At 49.3% G+C, this 20,778-nt stretch carries 17 protein-coding genes and 1 pseudogene; 10 read left to right on the forward strand and 8 right to left on the reverse strand.

Annotation, left to right across the window (positions count from 1 at the left end):
• Positions 1-107: 107 nt before the first annotated feature.
• Positions 108-1,310: a CaiB/BaiF CoA transferase family protein gene (locus BIT28_RS06705; RefSeq protein WP_075762868.1), complete on the forward strand. Its 1,203-nt coding sequence runs from the start codon at positions 108-110 to the stop codon at positions 1,308-1,310.
• A complete protein-coding gene (locus tag BIT28_RS06710) occupies positions 1,307-2,140 on the forward strand; it encodes a citryl-CoA lyase (protein WP_075762869.1) in 834 nt (277 codons plus the stop codon). Before BIT28_RS06705 ends, BIT28_RS06710 begins: the two co-directional genes overlap by 4 nt.
• 33 nt (positions 2,141-2,173) lie before the next feature.
• Here the strand turns inward: BIT28_RS06710 and BIT28_RS06715 are convergent, their stop codons facing one another.
• Positions 2,174-3,382, reverse strand: a complete 1,209-nt coding sequence (locus BIT28_RS06715; RefSeq protein ID WP_075762870.1) for an OmpP1/FadL family transporter — start codon at positions 3,380-3,382, stop codon at positions 2,174-2,176.
• A 1-nt stretch (position 3,383) separates the two neighbouring features.
• Positions 3,384-4,544, reverse strand: a complete 1,161-nt coding sequence (locus BIT28_RS06720; protein ID WP_075762871.1) for a DUF3179 domain-containing (seleno)protein — start codon at positions 4,542-4,544, stop codon at positions 3,384-3,386.
• A 231-nt stretch (positions 4,545-4,775) separates the two neighbouring features.
• On the opposite strand from BIT28_RS06720, the pseudogene BIT28_RS06725 reads away from it, so the two are divergent.
• Both BIT28_RS06725 and BIT28_RS06730 read left to right on the forward strand, forming a co-directional pair.
• Positions 4,776-5,786, forward strand: a pseudogene (locus BIT28_RS06725) (DUF2860 domain-containing protein).
• Between the two features lie 182 nt (positions 5,787-5,968).
• Complete coding sequence (locus BIT28_RS06730; RefSeq protein WP_075762872.1) at positions 5,969-7,000, forward strand: S66 family peptidase; 1,032 nt, start codon at positions 5,969-5,971, stop codon at positions 6,998-7,000.
• Between the two features lie 24 nt (positions 7,001-7,024).
• Here the strand turns inward: BIT28_RS06730 and BIT28_RS06735 are convergent, their stop codons facing one another.
• Entirely contained in the window at positions 7,025-7,453 is a 429-nt protein-coding gene (locus BIT28_RS06735; RefSeq protein WP_075762873.1) for a MarR family winged helix-turn-helix transcriptional regulator, read from the reverse strand.
• Positions 7,454-7,463: 10 nt separating this feature from the next.
• On the reverse strand, positions 7,464-8,087 hold the full coding sequence (locus BIT28_RS06740) for a cytochrome b/b6 domain-containing protein (RefSeq protein WP_075762874.1): 624 nt from the start codon (positions 8,085-8,087) through the stop codon (positions 7,464-7,466).
• Between the two features lie 136 nt (positions 8,088-8,223).
• Between BIT28_RS06740 and BIT28_RS06745 the strand changes: the two genes are divergently transcribed.
• Both BIT28_RS06745 and BIT28_RS06750 read left to right on the forward strand, forming a co-directional pair.
• On the forward strand, positions 8,224-8,655 hold the full coding sequence (locus tag BIT28_RS06745; protein ID WP_075762875.1) for a c-type cytochrome: 432 nt from the start codon (positions 8,224-8,226) through the stop codon (positions 8,653-8,655).
• Positions 8,656-8,722: 67 nt separating this feature from the next.
• A complete protein-coding gene (locus BIT28_RS06750) occupies positions 8,723-9,391 on the forward strand; it encodes a hypothetical protein (RefSeq protein ID WP_075762876.1) in 669 nt (222 codons plus the stop codon).
• Positions 9,392-9,483: 92 nt separating this feature from the next.
• Here the strand turns inward: BIT28_RS06750 and BIT28_RS06755 are convergent, their stop codons facing one another.
• Positions 9,484-11,121, reverse strand: a complete 1,638-nt coding sequence (locus BIT28_RS06755; RefSeq protein ID WP_075762877.1) for a tetratricopeptide repeat protein — start codon at positions 11,119-11,121, stop codon at positions 9,484-9,486.
• Positions 11,122-11,289: 168 nt separating this feature from the next.
• Entirely contained in the window at positions 11,290-12,615 is a 1,326-nt protein-coding gene (locus BIT28_RS06760) for an FAD-dependent oxidoreductase (RefSeq protein WP_075762878.1), read from the reverse strand.
• A gap of 147 nt (positions 12,616-12,762) precedes the next feature.
• Here BIT28_RS06760 and BIT28_RS06765 point away from each other — a divergent pair, with 147 nt between their 5' ends.
• Both BIT28_RS06765 and BIT28_RS06770 read left to right on the forward strand, forming a co-directional pair.
• Entirely contained in the window at positions 12,763-13,710 is a 948-nt protein-coding gene (locus tag BIT28_RS06765) for a LysR family transcriptional regulator (RefSeq protein ID WP_075762879.1), read from the forward strand.
• 239 nt (positions 13,711-13,949) lie between these two features.
• A complete protein-coding gene (locus BIT28_RS06770) occupies positions 13,950-15,155 on the forward strand; it encodes a NupC/NupG family nucleoside CNT transporter (protein ID WP_075762880.1) in 1,206 nt (401 codons plus the stop codon).
• 88 nt (positions 15,156-15,243) lie between these two features.
• Here the strand turns inward: BIT28_RS06770 and BIT28_RS06775 are convergent, their stop codons facing one another.
• Entirely contained in the window at positions 15,244-16,608 is a 1,365-nt protein-coding gene (locus tag BIT28_RS06775; RefSeq protein ID WP_075762890.1) for an MATE family efflux transporter, read from the reverse strand.
• A 166-nt stretch (positions 16,609-16,774) separates the two neighbouring features.
• Between BIT28_RS06775 and BIT28_RS06780 the strand changes: the two genes are divergently transcribed.
• Positions 16,775-17,659 (forward strand): LysR family transcriptional regulator, encoded by an 885-nt coding sequence (locus BIT28_RS06780; protein WP_075762881.1) that lies wholly within the window; start codon positions 16,775-16,777, stop codon positions 17,657-17,659.
• Between the two features lie 108 nt (positions 17,660-17,767).
• The gene (locus tag BIT28_RS06785) at positions 17,768-19,699 is read left to right on the forward strand and encodes an alkaline phosphatase D family protein (RefSeq protein ID WP_075762882.1); all 1,932 of its coding nucleotides are present in this window, start codon (positions 17,768-17,770) and stop codon (positions 19,697-19,699) included.
• Between the two features lie 66 nt (positions 19,700-19,765).
• On the opposite strand, the gene BIT28_RS06790 is transcribed toward BIT28_RS06785, so the two are convergent.
• Positions 19,766-20,755, reverse strand: a complete 990-nt coding sequence (locus BIT28_RS06790; protein WP_075762883.1) for a phospholipase A — start codon at positions 20,753-20,755, stop codon at positions 19,766-19,768.
• Between the last annotated feature and the right edge of the window lie 23 nt (positions 20,756-20,778).

Raw genomic sequence — 20,778 nt, forward strand, 5'->3', positions numbered from 1 at the left:
TATCCTTCACGCTTAGTTCTAACGTCTACTTATTCACAGTGATAACACCCGGCCGGCTGGCTATCAGCAGGCCCGGTGTTAGCTGTTTGAAATTCAGGAGAGCAGGGATGCTAACACCCCTCAAACAATATCGTGTACTCGATTTAACCAATGTATTGGCCGGGCCATTTTGTGGCCATCAACTGGCCCATATGGGAGCCGAGGTGATTAAGGTCGAGGTTCCCGGTAGCGGGGATCTGGCGCGCCAACTGGGTGCTGAGCCTTCTCTCAACAGGGGTAAGATGGGGATTTCCTTTCTGGCCCAGAATGTCGGCAAGCAGTCACTGACCCTTAACCTTAAATCTGACCAAGGCAAGGCGTTGCTAAAAAGGCTTGTCAGGGATGCCGATGTGCTCATCGAGAACTTCAGGCCTGGCGTGATGGACCGGCTTGGGCTGGGCTATGAGGTTCTCAGAGAGGAAAACCCCAAACTGGTGTATTGCGCGATTTCAGGTTACGGCGCTGACGGGCCGATGAAGCATCTGCCTGCCTATGATCAGATCATCCAGGGGATGTCGGGAGTCATGAGTATAACCGGTGACCCGGCCAATGCCCCTTATCGGGTGGGTTATCCCATCGCCGATACGATTGGCGGAATGACGGCGGCTTTTTCGGTTTGTGCCGCGCTGGCCGGACGGGAGAGCTCGGGAGAAGGGTGTTTTATAGATGTATCGATGCTTGAGTCAACCCTGGCCACCATGGGATGGGCGGTCTCTAATTACCTGGTTGCAGACCGGGCACCGGAGCCGATGGGTAACAACAACGTCACTTCCAGCCCGTCCGGTACTTTCCGAACCGGAGAAGGCTTGCTGAATCTGGCTGCCAATAAACAAGAGCAGTTCGAGACCGTCTGTCGGCTGATAGGACAGCCGGAGCTGATAACGGATTCGCGCTTTGTTGAACGGCAGGCACGGCTGGATCACCGTCTGGCATTGACCGAAATCATCGAGGAAGCTTTTGCCAAAGACTCGGCGGCAAGTTGGGAACATAAGCTGAATCAGGCAGGGGTGCCTGCAGGTAGAGTATTGAGTGTGCCGCAGGCTCTGGACTTGCCTCAGGTCACCGGAAGAGATTTTACCGGTTGTTTTCATGATGTACCCGGTGTGAACAAGGATGTGCGCTATGTCCGGACCGGTTTCAAGGTGAATGGTGAGCGTCCTGCTGTTTCACTGCCGCCTCCGCGTCTTGGGGAGCATACCGAACAGTGTCTGAGGGCGCTTGGCCTGAGCCAAGAGGAAATTGAGCAATACAGGGAGGAGGGAGTGTTATGAGTATTGAGCGTCCGGCGGCGGGATTGGGCCGCGAAGTCAGCGATTGGTGGAAAACCGACATCATTGATATGTCGCCCGGTGTGATCCGTTATCACGGATACCCGATTGAACAATTGATCGGAAAGACCAGCTTTGCCCAAATGATTTGGTTGATGGTACGGGGCGAACGGCCATCATCCGAGCAGGCGGCATTGCTTGATGCAGCCTTGATGGCAGCGGTCGATCATGGCCCACAGGCCCCCAGTATTGCCATTGCCCGAATGGCCGCGACTTGCGGTGTTGATCTCAATAATGCGATGGCATCGGCGGTGAATGTGCTGGGGGATGTGCATGGTGGCGCTGGTGAGCAGGCCGTCGGCTTGTATTCTGCTATCTCAGAGCGCTGCCACTCGGGAGTTGTGTTAGAGCAGGCCGTTGAACAGGAGCTGATCCAGTTTACTGAGCTACATGGCAAATTTATTCCCGGCTTTGGCCATCGTTTTCACCCGATTGATCCCCGGGCTCCGGCATTGCTGGAGCTAGTCACTCACGCTGCCGAGGCGGGAGCTGTATCGGGCCAGTATGCTGAAATAGCCCTGGCAATAGAGCACTATCTGGCAGAAAAGAAAGGCAAGCGTATCCCGATGAACATCGATGGAGCAACGGCAGTAATCTATGCCGAATTGGGTTTTCCGGCACCATTGGCTCGCGGCTTGTTTTGCTTATCCCGTTCTGTGGGGATCCTGGCTCATGCGTGGGAGCAGACAGGACAGGGAGGAAGAAACAAAGGGCCGATCCCGCGGCACCTGTTATGGAGTTATGACGGGCATCCGCCAAGAGATGTGGAGTAGCTAATAGTGTATGTGGGGGGAAGTTGGAGGTTATTACTTCCAGTGATAGCTGACTTCTAGCCCTATTGCATAGTGATCTTTATATTCACCGGCGATGCGACCGCGAACGGGGTCGTCGCCGGTATCGATAGGCGCGTTGCCGCTATCGAACAGGTTGAGGTTCACATCAACTCTATCGCCGTTGCTGCGCTGATGCTGAATGCCTGCGCCGATACCGTAAATGCGATCCAGAGCAAAGGAAAAGCTTCGGTTTTCATCTGATATGGCCTGTTGAGCATAGAGCGCGCCGACCCTGCCGGTTAGTGTTGGTGAGACAGGAAAAGCCAGGCCGGCAGAGAAGGCCCAAAAGTCTTCGTATAGATCATCAGGCGCATCAATATCATTGCCAACAATGCTGATCTCTGTCACGCCAAACTCGGAGAAGTCGATCCACACGGCATCAAAGGTAAGTTCCCACTCGTTGTCGAGTTGGTGATAAATGCCGAACTGAAACTGTTGCGGGACCTTGCTGGCGATTTCAAGATCGCTGATGGCCGCTTTTAGCTGTTCCAGTTCTTCCGGTGCTATACCTGTGCTGTTAATGTCGATATCGGGATTAGTGCTGGCTTCGGACTCACTGCGATAGTTAATACCTATTCGGGTGCTCGGTGAGAGTTCTATGAGGCTACTGACAACAACAGCGATACCAAGGCCATCGGATTCGACGTCTAGCGATCCGTCAGACAAGTTGGGATCGCTATTTGCCACCGCTGTTGAGATTTCAGTTGTCGTGTAATTGAAGCCTAACCCGGCACCGAGCGACAACCTGTCATTTACCCTATAGGCAACGCTGGGGGTTGCGCTAACGAGTATGAGGCTGGATTCTGTACTGTAATAGCGTCCGGCCCAGTCCCCGTCGCTGTTGGAGCCAAAACCGGTAGGGATCGTCAAGGAAAAGCCTGCCCGCCAGTCATCGTTGATCACACGGACATAATACATCGCCGGAATAAGGATAGGATCACCGCTGTCAGGAGCACCGCCGCTGACGGTCGTGACACTCTGATCAATCTCGAACTCCCCTAAATATTTGATCAAGTGACCCGAAAGCGATAATTCGTTGCTCTGCAGCCGGGTCATCCCTGCCGGGTTATTATAAGCCGTTTCGGCACTGTCAGCCGCTGCAAACAGGCGACTGAAAACCGGTGCCGTGGCGTGGCTGCTGGCAGATGCGGCCAATAATAAGAACAAGATAGCTTTTTGCATTTTAGTTGAACACCTGAGTATCCGGATACCAGTGTGACCAGACCATCCAGAAAACCCCATTGTGCAGAGGTAGTTGGCTGAGTTTTCCGTTATCAGTTTCGCCTCGGAAATTAATAGATTCGAATTCGGCCTTTGTACCGTTAAGAACCCCGTCAAAAAGATTAACGATGTCGTGTGCCTCATCGTAAACCAGCACTAGCGGGTGCCCGTTTAGCTCAAATTGGTAGATCGGGTTATTTTGAGCAAAAGTGCGGGTAAAGGCAGTCTGAATATCGCCAAAATCAAACCCCCAGACCTGCTCTTTGGACGGCAAACGGTCATCATTCATATCCAGCGTTGGGAAAATCGCCCCATGTTCATTGCTAAATTGTTTCTCCATCGGGCCTTCAAATAAGGCAAGTAATAGGGAGTCAAGCACTCGGTTAAACTCGTAAATAAACACTGTGGCTTGAGGGTATAGCTCTTTAAAGCTTTTCCAGGTCGTCATTGTATTGGGGTGAGACACAACCTCGGCCTCGGAAAACTCCGGTGCACGTGTTATTTGCTGAATAAGCTCACCGGAATTGCGATCAACCATAACCAGATTGTTGTGAGTCTGGATCAGGATACCTAAATCGGACTGGCCAAAACCTATGTCCTGTTCAATAACGACTGGCAGATTACTGAGGGCGCAGAATGTCATGACGACATCCTTGCCACCAATGTTATCGCCAGCGATATGGGGTACTTCAAGATGTGATCGCGGGTAGCCCCGTACCTCGCCGTTAATTTCAACGGCGTAGATAACATCATTGCCAGTTAAGATTTGATCTGCCTCGGTGATTGAGACGTAATTGGCGTCGTACTGATATGACGGAAAGAATGCGGAAAGCAGAAAGTTGGCGGCAATAATACAGATAATCACCCCAATACTGGCAAGGCCCATCCAGAATCGAGACCAGACTTCAAGGATGACATGTAAATACCAAAGGTAGGCAAGTAAGAAAATATTCAGCCCGATGAAGAACCACCGGTATTGAAAGTAGGTCACTACCCAGCTGCGTGGCAGGTTCAGGCTTTGTCCGGGCTCAGTCATCAAGACGGCCGAAAAGATAGAGAAAGCGGCGGTGATTGCGGCAACCACCAAGAATAACAGCTTCTGGGGTAATGTGGCTTGGCTCATATTACTCTACTCGCTCATCAGGTTAGTATAATGGGTCGCAAAGCTGCTTAAGCTTAGCAGGTCTCTCCGGGTTGATGATTCGCAGCTTTGAGTGTCATATACCCAAGCATCTTGAGGTAGCTTGGGTATATAGGGCGGTTAGTTATTTTCGCAAAAGTAATATTCGAATGGTTTTACAGAAGGGGAACGCTCGCCTAAATTTTGAACAAATGATCGTCTGGGAATTTGTCAATGCGATACGTCAGCCTGCTTGCTCTCGGCACTGTGGTGCTCCCTTCTGCCTTTGCCATAGAGCCTATCCCCAAAGAAAGCGGAGTCAGTGGCTTTGTGAATCTTGGCGCAGGGATAACCAGCGTTGAGTCCAACTCTTTGGCCAAATTCGGCAGTGTCAATATTGGTAATGCAACGATAGATTCGCTTGACCAGACGGCAGATACCAGGACCGTCGGTATTCCGGTGATTGGTTTGGAGCTGGCCTATACCTTTGCCGATACCCGTACCCAGATATTCTTAGGTAATCAGTTGGAAGATTATATCCGGTTTGATTTTTCAGCCCGTGCAGGTATTCGCCAGGAGATAGGAAAAGCAGGCATTATCGGTGCCAGCTTTCTGCAAACACCCCTTCCAACAGAAGTGTGGGATGACCCGTTTCTGACCGGTAGCGATCGTTCTAAAACCGACCGTACCAGTGACGGCTATCGGCTGATCTGGGATAACATTTACGGTACGGGGCTGGAGCTCCGCTACTCTGCCCGTGAAGTCGATATCGACAGGGAGCGCAGCGGGGAATCTCTTGGGTTATCAGACTCTGAGCTAGCCTTATTGAACCGTAATGGCGACAGTAGCCGTTTCACCGCGCAATACACTGTGTCGTACGACAGAATGAAACATATCGTGACACCGGCCGTTGCCTATTTTGAGCAAGACAGTGACGGTAATGCTATGGCTTATGACGGTATGTCTTTCAGCGTAAACTACATCTATAGAATGGATAATCGCTGGCGGTTTGTTACTAATGCATCCTTTGGCTTTATAGAATTTAACGAGGAAAATCCGGTTTTTGATACCAAAGCTGATGGCGACCGGTTCGGTGCCAGTTTTACTGCCTTCTATGCCCAACCTTTCGGCTGGAAGGGGTGACTGGCCAATGCCGGGGTAGTCTGGTTCGAAGAAGATAGCGATGTTAACTTTTATGATTCCTCAGTCAGTTTGTTTAATGCCGGATTGCTTTACCGTTTTTAATTAACCGAGTTCAACGGGGGTGTTTATTTTTCAGAAAAGTAAATATCTCCGTAATATACTATTGCGCTGCGTTGGCTGTTATCTATACCAATAAATTATAAGGTTTTTATTGCTTTTCTCTATTGAACGCTTGGATTCCATATGCTTAATTGTTCTTATTGGAAACGAGAGGTGAGCGAAGCATGAAATATCCAGCACCACTAAAGAAAGGCAGTAAGATAGCGATAACCGCTTTCTCAACGGGAATCGCTAAAGAGCATGAAGCCAGGTATCAATGTGTACTGGCCTATTTTAAGTCGCAAGGCTTCAATGTCGTTGAAGGTGAGTGTTTAAGAGGACAGCAAAAACATGTTAGTGCACCTGCGCAGCAGCGTGCCGATGAGTTGATGTCATTTCTTTTAAATGACGACATTGACGCCATAGTTCCGCCTTGGGGCGGAGAGTTGGCGATGGAGCTGTTGCCGATGCTCGACTTCGATGCCCTGACAAAGGCAAAGCCTAAGTGGGTGCTGGGTTTTTCAGATGTGAGTACCATAACGGCCGTTCTATCCAGTAAGTTAGGTTGGGCTTCAGCACATTGCTCAAACCTGATGGACTTAACAAGCAATGCCACTGAATCACTGACTGCTGGCACGTTGGCTTGTCTATCAACGCCGTATGGTGAACATTTTTCGCAATCCGCGTCAGCCAAGCACACCCGGTCATGGCCAAATATTGCTGAGGATCCAGAAGCGGTGCTGCAGCCGGAGATACCCACCCAATGGAGATGGCTGGTTAAGCCTGAAAAGGGGGACACTATTGAGGGCCGGTTGATTGGTGGCTGTTGGGACACTTTGTTTCATCTGTTCGGTACTGATTACTTGGATCTTGATAGCTTGTCGCGTCAGCATCCTGAAGGGCTGGTGCTATTTTTGGAAAATGTCGAAATGTCACCGGTCGATTTAGTCAGAACGATACTGAATATGAAATTCCGCGGTGTCTTTTCCTGCATTAACGGGTTGCTGCTGGGCAGGTGCGCGGTTGTCGATTCAGACAATGAGGACGATCTGACTTACTACGAGGTATTGGAAAGGCACCTTGTTGGTTTAGGGATCCCCGTGATGATTGATTCGGATATCGGTCATGTGCCACCAAACCTGACGTTGATAAATGGCGCTTTGGCCACCGTGGAATTACACGATGGCGGGCGTATTCATCAACAGCTTATTGCCTAATATACTCGAAGACTCGTTAGCTTATTAGATTTTGGCGACCATTTTGCTTAGTAGTTCAATCATCAGCTCTTGTTCTTCTGGTTTCAGGGCACAGAGTAACTCTTGAGTGACTGCCACAGGGATAGGAAGCAGGGTTTTCCTCAGTTTGTGTCCTTCTTCTGTCAGGAAGATGCGAAATGAACGGCGGCTATTAGGATCGGCTCGTCTTTCTACTAGTCCCAGTTTTTCAAGTTTGTCGAGTGTTCGGGTTGTTGTGGAATTCTCAACCTTAGATTTAGCCGCAATATCTCGCTGTGTGACACCTTCCTCTTCCCATAAGCACATCATAGTTGGCCATAGCGCGATGCTAAGACCATGCTTTTTCAATTCGATATCGAACTTTTTTGCCGTACGATGCGCAACGACATTTATCATCCAGCCAAAGCTTCTTTGCCTGTCAAACTTAACGGCCATGGTGTTTCTCTTAAGCTATTGCAACGATTGCCACTGTCACTAATATGGCGGTAGCAAAGACGGTGATAGCTCGACGTTGAGAGACAAAATACAATTCGCCAGTTTCAGTCACCTTGCTCTGAACACCTGTTAGCATCGCCATTACCAGTGGCTTAGAGCGTAGCTTGTACACAACAATCGCGCCCACGTGGGTCAAAATCAGCAACGGCAGAACTCGTGCCAGGATATAGTGCATACTTTCGAGTGCAGAGAATACCGTATCGGTTAGCCCATACTCCATGTATGGCATATTGTCGAGCAGCCCTGCCAGCGCGAGACCTGAAAAACATTGGAGAAACAGCATAAATATCATTGTTACTACCATCCAGCCACCTGCTGGATTATGACCCGGCTGTGCCGGCTCTTTTCCTGCCAAGTATCGAAGTACTGTAATCGGGCTGCGTATAAACTGACTAAAACGACTGGTCTGGCTGCCAACGAATCCCCATAGAATCCGCCAGAGAATGAGCGTAAACAACGCCAGACCTAGCTGAACATGAGGCCCATTACCGGAAAAGCCTGAGGCAATAAGAGCAATAAAGAGTACTGCCTGAAACCAGTGGTATAACCGTGTTGCCAGATCCCAAACTTTCATAACTATCTCCCGAGTGATGTTCCTTACATAAGATGGAAGATAATTTACATAACAATAGTTGTGTGCGCAACAGTTGTTGTGTAAATTGTCGGCAAGAAAAGTAACTAGTCAGAACTCAACGTTAGGAGATCAGGTAATGAAAAAGACAATATTGAGCTGTCTTGTGCTTCTGCCACTGGTAGCGAAAGCCCATGACTTTAATGCTGAGATTCAGCAACGTCAGGAAGCATTTTCGACAATCGAAACCATATCGGAACAAGCTGAAAGCACGATTGATGGAGTAGATACCGATTGGAAAGAGCTGTCTGAGCTAAGCAACAAGCTTTCGCAACACAGTTCGGCTTTGTTCACTCTGTTTCCTGAAGGAAGCCAGAAAGACAGCAAAGCAAAAGAAAGTGTGTGGAAAAAGTCTGAGAAATTTAACGCTTTATTAAGTCAGATGGATTCAGGTTTCGAACAGTTGAACAGAGCCAGTCGCGAACAGAATGTTGATTTGGCTGAAGCTGGCTTGGAGTCTGCTCAGGACACCTGCCGTAGCTGCCATCGTTCTTATCGTTCACGGTGGTAGGCCGGGGGGGGAGTACCCTTGGTCCGAAATTTAATAAGTAATATAACGAACTTCAAAAGGTAATATAATGAAAAATAAATATAATGTGCTTCTTGCTGGTATCGCTTTTCTTTCCTCAGGTACTCTATTTGCTGCTGATTTCGGTGTTGAACTGGAATGGAATACCGACAATGTGCAAGAAGTGATGGACACGATGTCGGAGCAAAGAACCGCTTTTGGCAAACTTGTTGAAAGTGGCGAGATCAAAGATATGTTTGTTGCCGACAGTAATATTGATGGCAAACCGATTAAGTTACTTCGATTTGTTATTGAAGCAGACAGTCAGCAAGAAGTGACCGAGAAGTTAGCCAACTTACCGCTATTTCAAAAAGAGCTGATTAGAATCAAAAATGTGCGTCCATTAGGTTCAAAATGGTTGGATAATACCCCGGTATATAACAATTACGGTGTTATCTTTAGCTGGAAAAATCAGATTGAACCGCTTGAAATTGACCGGGTACTGGGCATTGATCTGCAGCGTGTTATTAGCCTCAACCAGGCTGGGTTAGTGACATCTTCTTATATTGATACTCAGACATTGGATAATGGCACAGTGAGGCCGGTGTATTCAGTTTCCTTCCTGGCAAAAAACGCTCAGCATGCACGTGAGTTAAGTAAGCAATTCGAGGCGGTAAATCTTGGCTATGCAACGGTTGAAGTTCAATACCTTGGCCATAAGCTGGAGCTTGCCAGGTAAACAGTATTAGCTAGGGCTGCACGTTTCACAAGGAGTTAGCCATTGCTGGCTAACTTCTGTCGCTGGAGGGTGAACACGTTATTATTGTGGGGTTACTTGCTCGCCAAGAAGGTGGTTGCCTGCTGGAGTTGCGGCCGGTCAGCTTCTTCGACTTCCGCCACATCGACCAGCATTTGATAATACTGTTTGGCCTTGTCTTTATTTCCGGCGAGCTCTGCTGATTTTGCCGCACCATACAGGCTGTTGAAGCGATTTTTACTGCGCTTCAGGGCGGTCTCATACTCACCAATGGCTTGTGGGTACTTTTTCATTGCAAACAACATATCGCCAAGCAATTCTCTGGCAGGTAGGACTTCTCCCGGTGTCACAGGGTGTTTTTCTGTGGTGGCCTCCAGGTCGGCGGCACTCTGCATTGTCAGCAGGGCTTGGTTATGCTGGCCCTGGTAATATTGTAGCCAGGCCAGGGCAGACAGGCGTTGGATTTCAACTTGCTTAGCCCAGTAGGCAGAACTTTTCTCTGTTTGTGTCTTTAGATCACCTAGCCGGGCAATCGCTTTTTCAGCCTTTGGTACATCACCGGTTTGAGCGGCACCAAGTGCGATGGCAAAGTGCGTCACCGCCTCCATGGCCGGAAACTTATCCCACGGATAGCTGGCAGGTTGCCTAGGCTCCAGCTTGGCCGCTTCTTCCCATTGCTGTCGTTCCAGGGCATAGCGTGCCGGAACCGCCGCTAATGTATAGGCGGAGGCAACATGTGGCTGAAGCGGGTCACTCAGTGCAAGCGTTTCTTCAACCACGGCCAGGGCTTTTTTGTCTTGTGCTTTCTGAAGATAGGAGTAGGCCATATAGTCCAGTGCATGAAGGTAGTGCAGGGAGATTTTGTCTCCTGCCGGGTTCAGTTTGGCGGCGGCTGCAGAGCGGATGTTCATGGCTATAGATTCATCCCACAGGCCTAGCCGGGTAAAAATATGGGTAGGCATATGGAGCGCATGGGGAATTGACGGTGCTATTTCGCCGTAGCTTCGCGCTACATCTAAGGCTTTCTCGGCCAGTTCCGGGTAGTCATAGGCATGGATAATATAGTGATGAGCGCCGGGGTGTTTCGGGTTTTTAGTCAGAATGGTTGCAGCGGTCTCTCCTGCTTTTCTCTGTTTTATATAGCTCTTATCGGCTGGAGATGCGGTACCGAGTAGTGATAACGCATAGAAGGCTGTTGCTTCTGGATCAGAAGGAAACGCGTCATGTACCTTAGCCCAGCCTTGCTCGAAGGCTATCAGGTTATCCGTTTCTTTTTCTTTTCGCCCTTGGGCGTAGTAGCTATTAATGGCCTGGATATAAGCAACCTCTCGCCGGGTTTTTGTCCCTTTGACTTTGGCTTTTTCTACCATGGCCAGGCCTTTGGCAAAGTTTTCTTCGTTAGGTGGATCTGACCACAGCGGGTGGACGATAGACATCGCGACTCCCCAGTAGGCCATGGCACAGTCAGGATCTTTTTCAATAACAGCCTCAAAGGTTGATCGGGCCTTGACGTAAGTCATGTGGTGGAGCAAGGCCAGTCCCTGATCCAGCATCGGTTGGTTTTCTTCATTGCATGAAGTTGGGAAGTCTACTTTGCCTAGTCTGCCTGGGTCGGTGTCTTGGGTCGCGGCATGAACGCTCTGGCTAAGTAAAGTCGGACAGTAAAAGATGGCCGCCACCAATAGCCAGCCATGCCTACTATTCGTTTTCATATTCTTTCTCCAAAAATATGGTTTAGCGATAGGCTTTTTTGCTTAATTAATATGTGGCTTACTCCCGACCACCATTACGCTTGGTTAAATCCAGCCGCTGTGGTCGAGTTATTGAGGAAAGTATAGGTAAGAATCTTAGGTGGCGGCCCATCAAAGTGGCTTTAACGGCTAAGCCTTATTAATATGTTTGGCGAGCCTTTTCGCCAGGCAAATTAAAGTATAGGTTGGCGGGAGCCCCCATGATTCAGGGATCACTGAGGCATCACAGACATACAGGCCTTGGATATCTGTTTGCAGGTTGCTATCGACTATATCGCCGATCCGGGCGCTGCCACCCTGGTGGGCTGCAAAATGATGGGTGCGATAAGTCTGGTCGGCACCAGCCTCGCGCAATATGCCTTCAGCAATGATGGCACCAGATTCCAGTCGTTCTTTGTCACTTGATTGAAGGCGCTTGTTCACCCAACTTGAACCTATTTTTCCACTTAGTTCATCTTTTACTTTTACCATCAGCGATAAGGTGTTGTTGGCAGACAGCATATGGTTGAGCTTACCTACTTGAGCGGTAAACAAGTGGAAGAACGGCTTGGGGAGGCTGAGATCGGACAGCATTATGCCGTCATCGGGCAAGTGCAGCCCGGCAGCCATTGGGATCTCACCATCGGGATAGCTCTTTGAAACTCTTCCCATCACAGCAATGACCGGGTCAATAAAAAAGGCCTGCCCGGCATTGGTAATACCGGTCGTCTGTAGAATTTGCGCTGAGCCGATACCACCTGCGGCCAGAATAATGTTGTTGCTCCGTACTGACCGAAGCTGCCCTTTATGCTTGAACTGGACGCCGACAGCGCGGTTGTTTTCAGTGAGCACCTGGGTGACTTTGGCTCCGGTGAGCAACTGGGCACCTTGTTTGGTGGCATCGTCCAAATACAGGCGGGCATTCCACTTGGCATCATGCGGGCAGCCGTACGAACACAGGTGACAGGCGGATCGGCATTTATCAATATCGATGAACTTATCAAGTTTCTGCCAGTTGAGTCCGAGCTGTTTGGCTCCTTGTTTGATGCGGTGGGCCTTGGGGCCGATAAGATTGTCCGGGAGAGTTGAGATTGGCAGAGTACGCTCCACCTCTGCGATCTCAGCGGATAAGTCGATACCGTAGCGCAGGAACATCTCGGTTGGAGGAGCCATGGCGGTTGCGTAGTTAATCGCCGAGCTGCCACCAGCGGTGATCCCACGAATTAATAATGATAGATCTGGGGTAATGTAGGCACTTTTGCCGGGGATCGCGGCTATTCCTGCCATTTGGATAAAAGAGCCAGTCAATGGCGCGTTGTTGCCCCATTCGAGAACCAATACCCGTTGACCTTGATTTGCCAGTTCCCAGGCAATGGTTGCACCGCCGGGGCCACTGCCGACAACTATGGCGTCAAATACAGTGTCATAAATGGTATCAGGCGAGGCATTACACAGGTCTATTGGTTTCGCGGGCATGGTTTGACAACCTTACTAGTCGATATCGAAATGCTAGTGACACTATACGTGACATTCCGTTCGGATCCATTACACTTAGCGCCCTTTTTCTGGCATAGCGGCCAACAAACAGAGTAATCGTTCATAGTTCAAGTGAGGATCGGTAACGTGATTCAGGATCGTGCTGGCCAGATGGTCATCTTTCATACCTTGGTAAAAGCTGGCAGTTTTACGATGGCTGCCAGGCAACTCTGTGTTTCGACGTCTCATGTCAGCAAGCAGCTAGGCGCTCTTGAGGGCGAACTTAACGTGAAGCTTGTACAGCGGACCACGCGAAGTTTTACCCTGACCGAAGCCGGGCAGCGTTTTGCAAGCTACTGCGAGCAGGTCGTCCATGCTGTTCAGGATGCCGATGCCATTATGGATGATGTCCGTGATGAAGTGGCTGGTGTGTTGCGCCTTGGATTGTCACAGTCTTTTGGGACCATGCATATTATCCCGGCAATAGAGCAGCTGCGGCAGCAATACCCGGAATTGCAGGTTGAAGTGAGCCTGTTTGATCACAAGGCCAATATGCTCGAAGACGGTATTGATCTCTGGATCACCAATTATGAGCATATCCCCGAGGGGTACGTGGCCCAGAGGCTGGCCGACACACGCTTTGTAGTGGTGGCTTCGCCTGACTACCTGGTTCATCATCCCGTGCCGCATCATCCTAATGACCTGGTCAATCACAACTGTCTGACCTATCAAAGTCGTCAACGTAATTACAGCACCTGGTCGTTCACCAGCCAGCAAGAAGCACTTTGTGTAACGGTGTCGGGTAACTATCGGGTGGATCTGGCGGAAGCGGTACGTGATGCGGCAATCTCAGGGTGGGGCATTGCCTATTTGGCAAGCTACCTGCTCACTGGCGAGTTTCGCGACGGTAAATTAATCCAGTTGATGCCGGACTGGCAAGCCAACCAGAGCATGCCGTTTTATGCGGTGTATCCGAGCCGTAAACACCTGCCGCGTAAAATATCGGCGGTGATTGCGTTTTTTAAAGAGTATATCGGTGAAACGCCTTATTGGGACAAGGCTCTAGCACCGTTGGTCAAACTGTCGGGGAAGTAAAACTGCCCGAAAATTATCCAGAGTTGCCAGTGTTGGCTTTTGTGATCGCCAAAATATCTTTTCCATATGGCAACAATAGCGATTAGATGATATTTAACTTCAATTAATACAATGAGATAAATATATTGGTAGTGTTGGGCTTAATTTGTGCCACAAGCTGTTAACAAGCGGATATTGCATCAAGAGTCCCGTTGCCTAGAATGCGCGCCTCAACTTAATTTGGTTACAAAGGTTCACGCATGACGTCGTTGTTAGGTATTGTCACGATACTGCTCTTTGCATGGCTATTGTCAAAAGATCGCCGCAATATTCCCCTAAAAACTGTTTCACTGGCATTAGGGCTACAGGTGGCGTTTGCGCTGTTGGTGCTCTATGTGCCGGCTGGCAAAGAGGCATTGAATACAGTTACCGGTACTGTCTCCAGTGTGATTAATTACGGTCAGGAAGGGATCAGCTTTCTGTTTGGCGGCCTGGCCACCGGTAGCGTCGGTTTTGTCTTTGCCATCAATGTACTTGGCATTATTATTTTCTTTTCTGCACTTATTTCAGCCCTTTATCATATCGGGCTGATGCCAAAGGTGATCAACCTGATTGGTGGTTCTTTGCAAAAACTGCTGGGCACCGGTCGCGCAGAGTCGCTATCGGCCACTGCCAATATTTTTGTCGGTATGATTGAAGCGCCGCTGGTGGTGAAGCCGTATTTGAAGAACATGAGCGACTCGCAGTTTTTTGCTGTAATGACCTGCGGGCTAGCCTCGGTTGCCGGCGGTACACTGGTGGGATACGCCTCTTTGGGGGTGGAGCTGCACTTTCTGATTGCTGCCGCCTTTATGTCAGCGCCGGCGGGTTTGCTGATGGCAAAGATACTCTATCCGCCAAGTAATACCACGCTAGATCAGGATGAGATCACCTCGGTTGAGCTTCCTCGTGCGACAAATGTAGTGGAAGCCCTTGCGGACGGTGCGATGTCCGGCCTGAGAATTGCGGTTGCTATAGGGGCGACTCTGTTGGCTTTTGTCAGCGTTATTGCGCTGTTGAACGGTATGTTGGGTTATATCGGCGAGCTTGTGGGTATTGCGCTCAGCTTTGAATTGATCCTAGGCTATGTGTTCGCGCCTGTAGCCTGGTTGATTGGAGTGCCTTGGTATGAGGCAGTTACTGCCGGTTCGTTGATAGGCAACAAGATTGTAGTGAATGAATTTGTCGCCTTTATCGAGCTGATTAAGGTACAAGATCAGCTTAGTGCGCACTCTATGGCAATAGTGACCTTCGCCCTGTGCGGCTTTGCCAATATTTCGACCATGGCAATTCTCATTGGTGGGTTGGGCAGCCTAGTGCCGGAGCGTCGTACTTTTATCTCTCAGAATGGGTTTCGTGCTATTGCTGCCGGTGTGCTGGCTAACTTGATGAGCGCGGCTATTGCAGGCGTGATCCTGTCACTTTAAGTGCATTGTCGCCGATTCGGGGCGAAACAGAAAGGGAGTCCTTATTTGGGGCTCCCTTTGTTGTGTTACAGATATAGAGATATTGGCTCTAGTTACATTCAGCGAGCTTGAGGTTTGGTGTCACCTTGTCCTTTCCCCGAATATCCTGCCAAACCATAGGCGCAACTATCGCAAACAAGACAACATTCGATACTGGAACAGAAAGCCATACCCCGTCGACACCCAGCCACTGTGGCAACAGATACAGGAATGGCAGCTGAATGAGCATGTTGCCAGCAGAAATCGCCAGTGCCTTTCCGCCTTGACTGACAGCCATGAAATACACCGATGACAGGGCAATAAAGCCATCCAGAAACATTGAGAACAGGTGTAACCGCAGGCCGTTTGTTGTTTCACTGACCAATACTGGATCGTCATTGGTAAACAGGCCGATCATGGCCTCGGGAAACAGGTTTAGTAGTATTACGGCGCTAATACCGGTGAGCAGTACCACTTTGATGGCCAAGGCAAGCGTTGCTTTTATCTTATTCATTTGTCCTGAGCCAAAGTAATAGCTCACCGGAGGTTGCATCCCACCAGCAACCCCTTCGGCTAACAGGTAGTACATGGTCATCAGGTAACCGACGATAGCAAACGCACCAACGTGTACCGAGCTGCCATATTCCATGAACAGCCGATTATGCAAAGCAATAACGAAGCTGAAATAGGCGTACATGAACAGGCTTGAGGTGCCTAATCCTATGGACTTAGCAGCCAGCCTCGGGCTGAATCGTAGCTTTCCCAAGCTTAGCCTTAGCTGGGAAAATGGTGAAAAATAATAGCCGATAGCGACAACAAAGACGGTAACTTGCGAGAAAATGGTAGCGATGGCTGCGCCTTCCAGCCCCCAGCCAAACCGACCAATGAATAGGTAATCGAGCGCAATATTAATCAGGGCACCGATGACCATCAAAATGGTCGAAAAGTTCGGGCTGTCATCATTGCGGATCAGCATTGGCATTGCGCCTGCCGCAATCGTAAATATCGCTCCCCATGAGAAGATATCGATATACTCAGTGCCAAGCCTCAGGGTTTCTCCGACGGCCCCCTGGGCGATAAGCATCGCTGGCCCAAATGCCGAGACCAACGCCATCATGAGCACACCGGCCATAAGAATGAGGCCAAGGCCTGTAGTCAATGTCCTGCGCGCTTTGTCTGTTGCCCCTTCGCCGCGGTAGATAGAGATCAGGCTGCCCGAGCCCATTCCTACCAACAGGCCAAGACCGACAATCACACCAATAATAGGCCACGCCATATTAATCCCGGCCAGGCCCTCAAAGCCAATATAGTGACCTACAAAAATACCGTCGATGACCTGATAGAGGCCATTGACCAACATGGCAACGACTGACGGGATCGCGTAGCGCCAAAACGTGCGGTTTACTGAATTATCTGTGGTTACTGTCTCTTGCATAGCCATTATTCATTTTCCGATGTTATAGAGGGAATTATGCGTGAAATGCAGATTGATGAAAGTTGGTATCCATCCGGTTTTCGGATACATTGGCGAGATGCGAGATGCGAGATGCGAGATGCGAGATGCGAGATGCGAGATGCGAGATGCGAGATAAGGACATGAAATGAATTGGACGCTTGATCAGTTAGAAGCCTTTGTTATGGCCGTCAATCATGGGTCGTTCTCAGCGGCGGCAAGAAAAATAGGCAAGGCCCAGTCTCGGGTGAGTACGGCGATCACCAATTTGGAAGCCGACCTCGGGTTCGAACTGTTTGATCGCAGTGCTCGCCTGCCGGTGCTAACGCCTGAAGGCAAAGAGATGTACATTGAGGCACAGGCCGTACTAGCGCAGTGTCAGCGAATGCAATCGCGGGCGATGACAGTCTCGACCGGTGAGGAAATTTCGCTTACCGTCGCCATGGACGAAGCCGTGCCTATTTTGTCTTTTGAGAACTTTTTCCTGCAAATTGCTGCGAAGTATCCGCTCTTGAAGCTCACTATCATCAATGGCTCGCAGGACGATATTGCACGCTGGGTAAGTGAGAAAAGAGCCGATATTGGTATTTTGTTTCACATTAAAAGCTTGCCTGACAACCTGGAATTTATGCCTATCAGCCAGTTCTACCAGTCCCTGATTGTTTCCTCCGAGCATCCGTTAGCAACGGTTTCGGCGCCACGTGTGAGTGAGCTTAATCGTTATCGCCAACTGGTGATCCGCGAGCGGATGGGGGAGGCCTCGGCCAAGCCGATTTCATCCAATCATTGGTACGTTGATAGCTATTACTATATTACGGCTCTGGTCACTCGGGGAGTTGGCTGGGCTTTGGTTCCGGAGCATCTGGCGAAAGAAGAGTGGTATGTCGACGAGCTGGTTGAGTTATCTACCGAGCATATCGCTGATTCGCTGCTGGTTGAGATGGGAGTCGTCAAGCGGCGCGATAAAGGAAGTGGCAAAATCATGACCTGGATGTATGACGAGCTAAGTTCAATGTTCAAGGAAAACACCTAGTGCGAGCAAGAATCTATGCATAACTTTACGTTTTGCTAGCAAATTTTAAGGCAAAATCGAGGTATGATTAAGGCATTCGAGCCATCAATAGGGTGTTTAGTGCAAAACATGTGTTCCCGAACTGCATCTTCCTCAGAAAACCTGCCCTTGTTGCTGGCAGGCCCTATCTTGCGTAAATGCACGGCGAAAGAGCTAACGTTGTGGCTTGTCACATCCGAGCCCTTGGCCGCAACGTTCTCCCTTTTCCATCCTGCCGATGATGAACCTTTCTTTTCTGAGCAGATCACGACCGCGGAGCAAATCCAGGTAGGTCAGTCCGCCTGGGTGACAATGGCCAGCATCAAAGGCCATTTTCCTGTCGCTACCGTGTTGGAATATCAGCTGGTTACTCAACGAGGAGACATTACCGAACTGGTCCCTACTTTGTTGTATCCCGGTGAAAAGCGGTTGTCGTTCAGCATTAAGCAGAATGCTGATTACGTACTGCATGGTTCTTGCCGAAATCCGCATTATCCGAGCAAGGATAGCCTGGTTGCCGCGGATGATAAGCTGGCTTTGCAACCGGTTCAGGATCGTCCGGCGTTGCTGATGATGAGTGGTGATCAGATCTATGCCGATCATGTTGCCGGACCTACACTGGACGCTATTCAGCAGGTTATCGGATTACTGGGACTGCCTGATGAAACTTTCGCCCAGGGGCCGGTAGCCAACACCCAGTCACTTTATCAGCATGGCTATAACTTCTATGGCCGTGAAAAGATCTTGCCGCACTATGTGGAAAGCGGCAACTGGCTGTCGGATAACGGATTGCGAAAATGGCTGCCAAATCGGGGAAGGCCGGTCTTTAGCTCCCGGGAATGTGAAAATCACCTGATGAGCTTCAGTGAGTTCTTTGCCATGTATCTGTTGGTGTGGTCGCCGCAGTTGTGGCAGCTTGTCGACGGTGAGCGGCTGGAAAAGTGCGGCTTCATGTCTGGTCAGCGTACGCTTGAGTCTAAATGGCAGCAGCTATGGCATCAAGAAAAGCGGAACATCGATGAATTTGTTGCAGGATTGCCGCAGGTTCAGCGCTTAATGGCGCATATACCGACTTATATGATTTTTGATGATCACGATATTACTGACGACTGGAACCTGACAGTTGGCTGGGAAAAAGCGGCATACGGTAACTTATTGTCCCGCCGCATCATTGGCAATGGCCTGATCAGCTATTGGCTGTGCCAGGGATGGGGCAATGCGCCTGAGCATTTTGATCAGGAGTTTCTCAATCTGGCCAAGAGTTATTTCTCTGAGCCAGTTTGTGAATGTCAGGATAAGCTGATAAACCACCTGTATCGATTTGAGCAATGGCATTACACCATTGAAACAACACCAAAAATGCTGGTGCTGGATACCCGCACCCGACGCTGGCGCTCAGAGTCGAAAATGAACAAACCGTCGGGGCTGATGGACTGGGAAGCACTGACCGAGCTGCAGCAGTCGCTGCTGAATGAGCCAGCGGTGATCATCGTCTCTGCGGCACCTATGTTCGGGGTGAAGTTTATTGAAATGCTTCAGCGCGGCATGACCTGGCTTGGTCAGCCATTGCTGATTGATGCCGAAAACTGGATGGCGCATCCGGGTTCTGCCAATACCTTGCTCAGTATCTTTACCCATACCAAGACACCGACAAACTTCGTGATCTTATCTGGCGATGTCCATTACTCGTTTGCCTATGATATAAAGCTGCGCTTTCGACGCAGCAGCCCGAATATTTATCAAATCACATCAAGCGGGATTAAGAATGAATTCCCTAATGCCTTGCTGCGTTTTTGTGATGTGATGGATAGGGTACTGTATAGCCCGCACTCTCCCTTGAACTGGCTAACTAAGCGCAAACGGCTGAAAATTATAAAGCGCGATCCCGATACCGCTGGAAAACACCGCTTGGTCAACTGCAGCGCAATTGGTGAGTTGCACCTCGATAGTAACGGCAAGCCAAGCCGGGTTGAGATCCTGACTGCTGATGGTGATACGGTGTGCTTTCCGCCTGTTGATTAGCGCTATAGCGTGATGATAAGAAATATCTGCTCTTTAAGGAGGGCAGATAGTTATATCAATCTCACTCTATAACCACTCATAAATTAATATCCCCAAGCTGATTCGGTTTACATAATGGTCATAGTCAATCAAGCTTTCACCATAGCCGTTGTAATATTGCAGGTATAATTTAACGATATCGTAAACCGGGAATGCCCAGCTTAATTCGATACCGCCTTTATTATCGTCAAACTTTAGATTGTTACGTAATAAAAGGCTATACAGTGTTCCTTCATCTTTGTATGTCAGGCGATAATTTCCATAGCCCATGTAATCTTCAATGTTAGGGTTGTCATCGTCCTCGTCACTCTCAGGAATGCGATACCAGGGTTGAATGGAGAGAAGGAAATCACCGCTGGTGAGCTGGAAGTTTGCATATAGCCGATTCCAGCTTCGGGAGAGCAACTCAGAGCGCCCGTTCGACTGATGAATAAGACCAATATCCGTCATGACAAGTTTAAAACCGAAGATATCAACATTGGAGTAGTAGGAGGCAAAGATTTCTGGCGCATAGTTCGTTTCCCTGAAAGGCGCTGATTCATCAGAGTTATACAGTTGCCACCACGCCCTCTGAGTATAGCCAAACCAGATATCCCAGTTATCGCGGTAGATATCGTCCAGTAGCTTAAATTTACCGCTGATCTGAAACTTGACTTCAAACCTGTCGAGTTCAGCCCCTGGAGCAAATTCTTCGAACGCATCTTCATTAGGTTTTTTGTTATACGAAAGTGGGAGGATGTAGTTAGGATAGTGAGGAGTCAGTTGAAATATTTTCCTGTCTTTGAAATAGCTGACAATCTCGTTGCTATCCATGGTCGTGAGATTGAACGCTCTTGTTTCGCTATTAGGTGCCGCTGATTTATCAGCATTGTCTGATAGTTCGAGGCCGCCCTTTGATAGCTGGTCATAACATTCTAACCGCTGGTGATCGACCTTAATGTTCGCACAGCTTGAATGGGCTTGGAAGCTTAAGAAATACATGAATATACAGCAGGCAATGTATTTGTTTGTCATCATCAAGCTTTAAGCCTCCCTGTGCC

Source organism: Photobacterium proteolyticum (assembly GCF_001939735.1).
GTDB classification, from domain to species: domain Bacteria; phylum Pseudomonadota; class Gammaproteobacteria; order Enterobacterales; family Vibrionaceae; genus Photobacterium; species Photobacterium proteolyticum.

Excerpts from the sequence above, each read along its gene's own strand:
- BIT28_RS06760 (WP_075762878.1), bottom strand. The coding sequence starts at position 12,615 with ATGCCCGCGAAACCAATAGACCTGTGTAATGCCTCGCCTGATACCATT.
- BIT28_RS06710 (WP_075762869.1), top strand. The coding sequence starts at position 1,307 with ATGAGTATTGAGCGTCCGGCGGCGGGATTGGGCCGCGAAGTCAGCGAT.
- BIT28_RS06740 (WP_075762874.1), bottom strand. The coding sequence starts at position 8,087 with ATGAAAGTTTGGGATCTGGCAACACGGTTATACCACTGGTTTCAGGCA.
- BIT28_RS06705 (WP_075762868.1), top strand. The coding sequence starts at position 108 with ATGCTAACACCCCTCAAACAATATCGTGTACTCGATTTAACCAATGTA.
- BIT28_RS06745 (WP_075762875.1), top strand. The coding sequence starts at position 8,224 with ATGAAAAAGACAATATTGAGCTGTCTTGTGCTTCTGCCACTGGTAGCG.
- BIT28_RS06785 (WP_075762882.1), top strand. The coding sequence starts at position 17,768 with ATGTGTTCCCGAACTGCATCTTCCTCAGAAAACCTGCCCTTGTTGCTG.
- BIT28_RS06780 (WP_075762881.1), top strand. The coding sequence starts at position 16,775 with ATGAATTGGACGCTTGATCAGTTAGAAGCCTTTGTTATGGCCGTCAAT.
- BIT28_RS06715 (WP_075762870.1), bottom strand. The coding sequence starts at position 3,382 with ATGCAAAAAGCTATCTTGTTCTTATTATTGGCCGCATCTGCCAGCAGC.
- BIT28_RS06735 (WP_075762873.1), bottom strand. The coding sequence starts at position 7,453 with ATGGCCGTTAAGTTTGACAGGCAAAGAAGCTTTGGCTGGATGATAAAT.
- BIT28_RS06750 (WP_075762876.1), top strand. The coding sequence starts at position 8,723 with ATGAAAAATAAATATAATGTGCTTCTTGCTGGTATCGCTTTTCTTTCC.
- BIT28_RS06790 (WP_075762883.1), bottom strand. The coding sequence starts at position 20,755 with ATGATGACAAACAAATACATTGCCTGCTGTATATTCATGTATTTCTTA.
- BIT28_RS06775 (WP_075762890.1), bottom strand. The coding sequence starts at position 16,608 with ATGCAAGAGACAGTAACCACAGATAATTCAGTAAACCGCACGTTTTGG.
- BIT28_RS06770 (WP_075762880.1), top strand. The coding sequence starts at position 13,950 with ATGACGTCGTTGTTAGGTATTGTCACGATACTGCTCTTTGCATGGCTA.
- BIT28_RS06720 (WP_075762871.1), bottom strand. The coding sequence starts at position 4,544 with ATGAGCCAAGCCACATTACCCCAGAAGCTGTTATTCTTGGTGGTTGCC.
- BIT28_RS06730 (WP_075762872.1), top strand. The coding sequence starts at position 5,969 with ATGAAATATCCAGCACCACTAAAGAAAGGCAGTAAGATAGCGATAACC.
- BIT28_RS06755 (WP_075762877.1), bottom strand. The coding sequence starts at position 11,121 with ATGAAAACGAATAGTAGGCATGGCTGGCTATTGGTGGCGGCCATCTTT.